Here is a 7,979-nt window from a genome sequence, read left to right as displayed (position 1 = left end):
ATCTTGAGCATTTCCTCGCTGGAGCGGACCACCACCGGGATCATCAGCACCGAAAGTGCGACGGCGGCGACGGCGCCGGTCTTGGTGCCCGGGCCGACCACCGCGAAGAACGCGGCGGCGGCGAACAGGCCGGCGACAATCGAGGGGATGCCGGTCATGACGTCCACGAAGAAGGTGATGGCCCGTGCCAGTGCGCGGTCCTCGCCGTATTCCACGAGGTAGATCGCGGTCAGCAGGCCCACGGGGACCGAGATGAGGGTGGCGAGCACCGTGATCAGCAAGGTGCCCATGAGCGCGTGGTAGATGCCGCCCAGCAGGGGGGCACCTTCCTCGGCCGTCTTGTTGTCAAAGGCGCCGGTGACCCCGTTCATGGAGGTGGTGAGGAAACCGGGATCCAGGAGCCCGGGGAGCCCATTGATCAGCACGGTCCAGATCACCGAGAACAGGGGCAGCAGGGCAATCAGGAAGGCCCCCACAACCAGGCAGGTGGCCAGCTTGTCCTTGGCTTTGCGGGCGCCTTCAACAACAAGGCTCCAGCCCACCAGGCCGGCGGCGAAGAGGATGGCGGAGACGATTCCCCAGCCGAAGGCATTGAAGCCGATCAGCGCGAGGATCGCCGCGCCGAGGATCAAGGCAACGGCCAGGACGATGTACGGCGCGGCCTTGGGCAGTTGGCCCCTGGTCAGCGCCGAGCGCTTGCGTACCGGAGTCAGGGTGGAGGTCATTTAGTTGGCTCCCGAGAATTCTTTGTGCCGGCTGATGATTCCCCGGGCAATCATGTTCACTCCGAGGGTAATGACGAACAGCACCAGGCCCGCGGCGATCAGCGTGCTGACCTTGAGCCCGCTGGCCTCAGGGAAGTTCAGGGCGATTTCGGCGGCGATGGTCTGGTTGCCGGTCTGGATCAGGCTGGCGGTCAGGGCTCCGGAGGACAGCACCAGCGCGACGGCCATGGTCTCGCCGAGGGCCCGGCCCAGTCCCAGCATCACGGCGCTGATGATTCCCGGCCGGCCGAACGGCAGCACGGTCATCCGGATCATCTCCCAGCGGGTGGCCCCGAGCGCCAGCGCGGCCTCTTCGTGCAGCTTGGGGGTCTGCAGGAAGATTTCGCGGGTCAGGGAGGTGATGATCGGCAGGACCATGACGGCGAGCACGATACCGGCCGTCAGGATGGTCTTGCCGGTGGCGGAGGCGGGGCCCTGGAAGATCGGCAGCCAGCCCATGTTCTCGGCCAGCCAGTTGTACGACGGCGAGATTTCCTTGGCCAGGAACGCGACGCCCCAGGCGCCGTAGACCACGGACGGGATGGCGGCGAGGAGGTCAATCACGTAACCCAGGCCGGAGGCGAGCTGGCGCGGCGCGAAGTGCGAAATGAACAGCGCGACGCCGATCGCGATCGGCGTCGCGATCACGAGAGCGATCACCGAGGCGATGAGGGTGCCGATGACGAGCGGCCAGATGTAGGTGAAGAATCCTTCGCCGCCCTGGATCTTGTCCGCCGGAGCCACGAGGGCGGGGAGCGCCTGGATCACCAGAAACAGTGCCACGCCGAAGAGCACGACGAGGATCAAACACCCTGCTGCCAAGGTGGCTGCGGAAAAGACTTTGTCACCGGCGTGGCCTGCGCCCCGGGACTTGGTCAGGGAGGTGGTGGTCACTTCACGGTCCTTCGGTTTGGATGGGATCCGGGCGCCGGGTGCGGAGGCCTCCGCGGCCGGTGCCCGGCAAATCTAGATGTATGGAACAAACGCGTCAGTTCCCTGCTCCATGGCGGCCGCCGGTGACGGCCGCCATGATGCAGGGAACCTCGATCAGGCCTGTGTTTCCACTATGCCTTTTTCCACTTCGCCTCGCGGCGCAGCGTATCCCTAGGCCTTGGCCTTGACGGAGTCGACGGCAGCCATGGCCTTGTCCTGGAGGGTCTTGGACAGCGGCGCCGACTTGGCGGCGTCGGCGGCGGCCTTCTGGCCCGCGTCGGAGGCGGCGTACTTGACGAAGGCCTTGACCAGGTCAGCGGTGGCCTGCGTGTCGTAGCTGGTGCAGACGATGTGGTAGGACACCAGGACGATCGGGTAGGCACCCGCGACCGTGGTGGTGCGGTCCAGCTTGATGGCGAGGTCGTTGGCGTTGCGGCCCTCGACCGGCTTGCCCTGGTCAACTGCCTTGGAAGCTGCCTCGGCGGAGATCTTCGTGAAGGAGTCGCCGACCTTGATCTGCGCGGTGCCGAGCTTGCCGCTGACAGCGGAGTCGTCGGCGTAGGTCACGGCGCCGGGGGTGTCGGTGACAGTCTTGACGACGCCGGAGGTGCCCTTGGCGTTCTCGCCCTTCAGGCTGGCGGGCCAGACGCCGGCTGCCTTGTCGGTCCACACGGAGGGGGCTACGGCGGACAGGTAGTCGGTGAAGTTGGTGGTGGTGCCCGAGTCATCGGAGCGGTTCACCGGTGTGACCTTGAGGTCCGGCAGCTGGACGCCCGGGTTCATGGCCGCGATGGCGGGGTCGTTCCAGTTGGCGACCTCGCCGCGGAAGATCTTTGCGACGGTGGCGGCGTCGAGCTTCAGGTCCGTGATGCCAGGGACGTTGAAGGCGACGGCGATCGGGGAAATGTAGACCGGAATGTCAATGGCTCCGTCGGGACCACACTTTTCCTTGGAGCTGGCGAGTTCGTCATCCTTGAGGTAGGCATCGGAGCCGGCGAACTGGGCCGAGCCGTCGAGGATCGCCTTGCGTCCGGCGCCGGAACCGTCCGGGGAGTACTGCACAGTTGCGCCCTGGTTCGCGGTAGCGAAGTTGGTCTTCCAGACATCCATGGCTGCGCCCTGGGCGGAAGAACCGATGCCGGTCAGGGTGCCGGTGACCGCGGGACCCGAGGCGGACGGCGCCGCGGTCTGGGCCGTGTTGGTTGCGTTGTCCGAACCGCAGGCGGTCAGCGCAAGTGCGCCGACGGCGATTACAGCGATAGCCGCGTTGCGGCCGAAGCGGAGAGCCTTCACTGAGTTGTACCCCTTCCAGGGCTGTGAGTGCCGGGCCTGGAGAAGGCCCGCAGGGATGCGTACGGGTTTGTACCTTTACCGACCGTAAGTGGCCCAGGTGAAGAGAATTGCGGACCAAAGTGAACGGCCGGTGAACGACGCGGGACTATTGGCTTACATATGCCGGGCCGCCATTGTGTTCTGTGCGTCACAGTCGTATCGGCCACACAGTGCCCGCGGCCCGTGCCGTGTCCTGCCGTGCCGGCCGTCCCGGCGCAGCAAATAGACTGGAGGGCATGGCCTCCGCGACTGGACTCTCCGCAAGCGCACGATTCCTGCGCGGCCGGGTCCGCACCGGCTTTGTCCGGAGCCGGAACTCCCTGGGCCCGGCCATCCAGATGACCACTTGCGCCGTGGGCGCTTACGCTTTCGCAGAATACGTCCTGGGTCACAGCGGGCCGTTGTTTGCGGCCACGTCATCCCTTATTGCGCTCGGTTTTTCCCGCGACCCCAGACTGCGCCGCGTCATCGAGGTGGGCTTGGGCTGCACGCTCGGAATCGTGGTCGGAGACCTGCTGCTGCACTGGCTGGGCTCCGGAATCTGGCAGGCCGCCGTCGTGCTCCTTTTCTCCATCCTGCTGGCCAGGTTCCTGGACAGCGGGACGATTTTCACGACGCAACTGGGCCTGCAGTCGGTCCTCGTGGTGCTCCTGCCCGCACCGATCGGGGGTCCGTTCACCCGCAGCATCGACGCCGTGGTGGGCGGAGTGTTCGCGCTGCTGATGACCGTCCTCGTTCCCAAGGATCCGCGGCGTGAACCCCGCAGCGACGTCAAGAAGCTCCTGCACGAGCTCGCCGAGGTGCTGCGGGAATGCGCCTCGGCGCTGAGCTACAGCGATTCCACCCAGGCCTGGCATGCCCTCATCCGGGGCCGGAACTGCCAGCCGCTCGTCGACGCCATGCGCCAGTCGCTGCGTGCCTCCGGCGAAGTGGCAACCCTGGCCCCAGCCTACCGGCGGCACCGGGACGAGCTGGACCAGATGGAGCAGTCGCTGGACTACATCGATCTTGCGCTGCGCAACAGCCGGGTCTTTGCGCGCCGCCTGACCAGCGCCATCAACCATGCGGCGCTCTCGGACGAGGCCACCCAGAACATCGCCGAGGTCCTGCAGGAGACGGCCGCCGCCGTCGACGAACTCTCGCTCGGTCTGGCGGAAGTACACGACGGCGCCCGCCGCGCCCACCTGCGGACAGCACGCTCGGAGCTGCGCGAGATCGCCGTCCGGCTGCATCCGCGGATACTGGACGTCCAGCGGCTGGAGGGCGAAACGGTGGTCATGTTGTTCCGCCCGCTCATGGTGGACCTGCTCGAGGCCGCGGGGCTGGATTCCAAGGAAGCCCGGGACATCCTGCCCCCGCTGTAGCTGCTGCAGCTGGCGCACGGCGCGCTTGTTGTCGCTGGTCCGCCGCCGGCGCACTTGTTGTCACTGGCCCCCGATAGTGTGGACCAATGGCTACGAAGACTTCCCGGGGGCCGAAGGCGCCCGGCTATAAATGCGCCGAATGCGGCTGGACGACGGCCAAGTGGGTGGGCCGCTGCGGCGAGTGCCAGGCGTGGGGCAGCGTGGAGGAGACCGGCACCGCCGTCGCCCGGACGACGGCGGCCACGACGGTCCTGGAACCGGCCCGCCGGATCGCCGACGTCGACGCCACTACCGCCGCTTTCCTGCCCACCGGCGTGGATGAACTCGACCGTGTGCTCGGCGGCGGGCTGGTGCCAGGCGCCGTGATCCTGCTGGCGGGCGAGCCCGGGGTGGGCAAGTCGACGCTGCTGCTGGACGTTGCGGCCAAGTTCGCCCGCACGGCGCAGGACGTCCTCTACATCACCGGTGAGGAATCCGCGGCCCAGGTCAAGCTCCGCGCGGACCGGATCGACGCCGTCGCCGAATCCCTGTACCTGTCCGCCGAAACTGACCTGGGGCAGGCCCTGGGGCAGGTGGAGAAGCTGGAGCCGCGCCTGCTGGTGGTGGACTCCGTGCAGACCCTCAGCAGCGCCGACGTCGAGGGCAGCGCCGGCGGCGTGTCCCAGGTGCGCGAGGTGGCGGCGTCCCTGATCGCCGCGGCCAAGCGCCGCAACATGACCACGCTGCTGGTCGGGCACGTGACCAAGGACGGCTCCATCGCCGGGCCCCGGCTGCTGGAACACCTCGTGGACGTCGTCTGCCAGTTCGAAGGCGAACGGCACTCGCGGCTGCGGCTGCTGCGCGCGGTCAAGAACCGCTACGGACCCACCGACGACGTCGGCTGCTTCGATCTGAACGAGGACGGCATCGAGGGCCTCGCCGATCCCAGTGGGCTGTTCGTCTCCCGGACCAAGGAGCCCGTTTCGGGAACCTGCATCACGGTCACGCTGGAGGGCCGCCGGCCGCTGCTGGCCGAGGTGCAGGCGCTGCTCGCCGAGAGCGCCAGCTCCCAGCCCCGCCGCGCCACCAGCGGGCTCGACAGCTCGCGCGTCGCGATGCTGCTGGCCGTCCTGCAGCAACGCGCCGGCTGCCTGCTGAACAAGGACGACTCATACGTGGCAACGGTCGGCGGGGTCAAGCTCAGCGAACCCGCCACGGACCTCGCCGTGGCCCTGGCGGTGGCTTCGGCCAAGGCCAGGAAGCCGCTCCCCCAGCGGCTCATAGCCTTCGGCGAGGTGGGCCTGGCGGGCGAAGTCCGCCCGGTGCCCGGCATCAACCAGCGCATCCAGGAGGCGCACCGGCTCGGCTTCACCCATGCCGTGGTACCGGCCAGCCCCAACGGGCACGGACCGGTTCCGGCGGGCTTCTCGGTCCGCGAGGTCGGCCACCTGGCCGAGGCCCTGGGACTGCTGATCAGCTGACGCCGCAAATGCCGGGTGGTCTGGTGGTCTGGGACCTCGGGATGATGGGCGTTATCGAGGTCCGCTGAGGCTGGAAATGCCCTCTTGCCAAAGATACCCCCCGGGGGTATGTTTGGCGTAGCCGCAGATGACTGAGCATCCGTCAGGAGCACACACCATGGAACACCGGCACAGCAGCCCCGGCGCGGACCAGGGCCTCAGGAACCACAGCCCGGGCGGGACGCCGCACGGCAACCATGCCGTGGGCTCCGCCGCGGATGAGCACACGGTACACAGCCACGGCCAGCATGCCGGGCACAGCGTCGCGATGTTCAGGGACAGGTTCTGGCTGTCACTGGCCCTGGCCGTGCCGGTGGTCTTCTTCAGCCCCATGTTCGCGGAACTCCTGGGCTACGCTCCTCCCGCCTTCCCCGGCTCAGCGTGGATCCCGCCGGTGTTCGGCACGGCGATCTACCTCTACGGCGGCCGTCCGTTCCTCAAGGGCGGACTCAATGAACTGAAGACGCTGATTGCCATGGCCATCAGCGTCGCCTTTATCGCCTCGTGGGTGACCAGCCTCGGCATCGGCGGTTTCGATCTCGACTTCTGGTGGGAGCTGGCGCTGCTGGTCCCCATCATGCTGCTGGGCCACTGGATCGAGATGCGCGCCCTCGGCTCGGCGCAGGGTGCGCTGGATGCCCTGGCGGCGCTGCTGCCCGACGAAGCGGAACGCGTCACGGCCGCCGGCACGGAGACCGTCAGCCTCGCCGAACTCCGCGCCGGGGACACCATCCTGGTCCGCCCCGGCGGCCGGATGCCGGCCGACGGCACCGTCAGCGGCGGGCAGGCCGAATTCGACGAATCCATGATCACGGGCGAATCAAAAACCGTCCTGCGGGCCCCGGGGGATCCCGTGGTGGCCGGAACCATCGCCACTGACAACTCCGTGCGGGTCCGGGTGTCGGCCATCGGCGAGGACACGGCCCTCGCCGGGATCCGGCGCCTCGTGGCCGAGGCGCAGGCGTCCTCCTCCCGGGCCCAGGCCCTGGCCGACCGGGCTGCGGCCTTCCTCTTCTACTTCGCAGCCGGCACCGGCGTCCTGACGTTCATCTTCTGGACCCTGATGGGCAGCATAGGAGACGCGGTCACCCGCACCGTGACGGTCCTGGTAATCGCCTGCCCCCACGCCCTCGGCCTTGCCATCCCGCTCGTCATCGCCATTTCCACCGAGCGCGCCGCCCGGGCGGGCGTCCTGATCAAGAACCGGATGGCGCTGGAGCGCATGCGGACAGTCGATGTGGTGCTGTTCGACAAGACCGGAACCCTGACCAGGGGCGAACCGGAACTCAAGGAAGTCGGCGCCGCAGACGCGGGAACAACCGGCCAAGACGCCGCGCAGGATACGGTGCTGGCACTCGCGGCCGCCGTGGAGGCCGACAGCGAACATCCCCTGGCCCGCTCAATCGTTGCCGCCGCCCGGGAACGGGGACTGAAGCTTCCGACGGCGGACGGGTTCACGTCGCTGACCGGCCGCGGAGTCCGCGCCACGGTCGACGGCCGCACGGTCCAGGTGGGCGGTCCGGCCCTGCTCCGGGAGCTGGGTCTGCAGGAGCCGCCGGAGTTGGCCGCCACGACCGGCGCCTGGCTGAAGCGCGGCGCAGCGGTGCTCCATGTCGTGGACGGCGGCAGGGTCCTGGGTGCTGTCAGCCTCGAGGATGCCGTGCGGCCCGAGTCCCGCCAGGCCGTCCGGGCCCTGCAGGCACGCGGCATCAAGGTGGCCATGGTCACCGGCGACGCCCGGCAGGTGGCGCACGCCGTCGCCGCCGAGCTCGGCATCGACGAAGTGTTCGCCGAGGTGCTCCCCGCCGACAAGGACAAGAAAGTGGCGGAGCTCCAGGGCCGCGGGCTGAAGGTGGCCATGGTGGGCGACGGCGTCAACGACTCCCCCGCGCTGGCACGGGCGGAGGTGGGGATCGCGATTGGCGGCGGCACGGACGTGGCCGTGGAATCCGCCGGTGTGGTCCTGGCCGGCAACGATCCGCGGGCCGTGCTGTCAATGCTCGATCTTTCCAGGGCGAGCTACCGGAAGATGTGGCAAAACCTCGTGTGGGCCACCGGATACAACATCATCTCGGTGCCGCTGGCTG

Annotated in this window: 6 protein-coding genes; 3 read left to right on the top strand and 3 right to left on the bottom strand. The window is 68.3% G+C overall.

Going from position 1 to position 7,979, the window contains the following annotated elements; translation table 11 throughout:
• The 3 genes from LQV45_RS13380 to pstS all read right to left on the bottom strand — a co-directional run.
• On the bottom strand, nt 1-725 hold a 725-nt coding region (locus LQV45_RS13380), incomplete at its 3' end, for a phosphate ABC transporter, permease protein PstA (protein WP_230007457.1).
• Nucleotides 726-1,658 (bottom strand): phosphate ABC transporter permease subunit PstC, encoded by a 933-nt coding sequence (gene pstC, locus LQV45_RS13375; RefSeq protein WP_230007456.1) that lies wholly within the window; start codon nt 1,656-1,658, stop codon nt 726-728. It lies immediately after the preceding gene.
• Between the two features lie 210 nt (nt 1,659-1,868).
• On the bottom strand, nt 1,869-2,990 hold the full coding sequence (gene pstS / locus LQV45_RS13370) for a phosphate ABC transporter substrate-binding protein PstS (RefSeq protein ID WP_230007455.1): 1,122 nt from the start codon (nt 2,988-2,990) through the stop codon (nt 1,869-1,871).
• Nucleotides 2,991-3,265: 275 nt separating this feature from the next.
• Here pstS and LQV45_RS13365 point away from each other — a divergent pair, with 275 nt between their 5' ends.
• The 3 genes from LQV45_RS13365 to LQV45_RS13355 all read left to right on the top strand — a co-directional run.
• A complete protein-coding gene (locus LQV45_RS13365) occupies nt 3,266-4,393 on the top strand; it encodes an aromatic acid exporter family protein (protein WP_230007454.1) in 1,128 nt (375 codons plus the stop codon).
• Between the two features lie 86 nt (nt 4,394-4,479).
• The gene (gene radA / locus LQV45_RS13360; RefSeq protein WP_223914678.1) at nt 4,480-5,853 is read left to right on the top strand and encodes a DNA repair protein RadA; all 1,374 of its coding nucleotides are present in this window, start codon (nt 4,480-4,482) and stop codon (nt 5,851-5,853) included.
• Between the two features lie 157 nt (nt 5,854-6,010).
• Nucleotides 6,011-7,979 (top strand): heavy metal translocating P-type ATPase (locus LQV45_RS13355; protein ID WP_230007453.1); only part of this gene is annotated, 1,969 nt, incomplete at its 3' end.

This window comes from Microbacterium sp. Bi128 (assembly GCF_918698205.1).
Note: the sequence above shows the minus strand (reverse complement) of the source record. Positions and strands in the feature narration are given on the sequence as shown.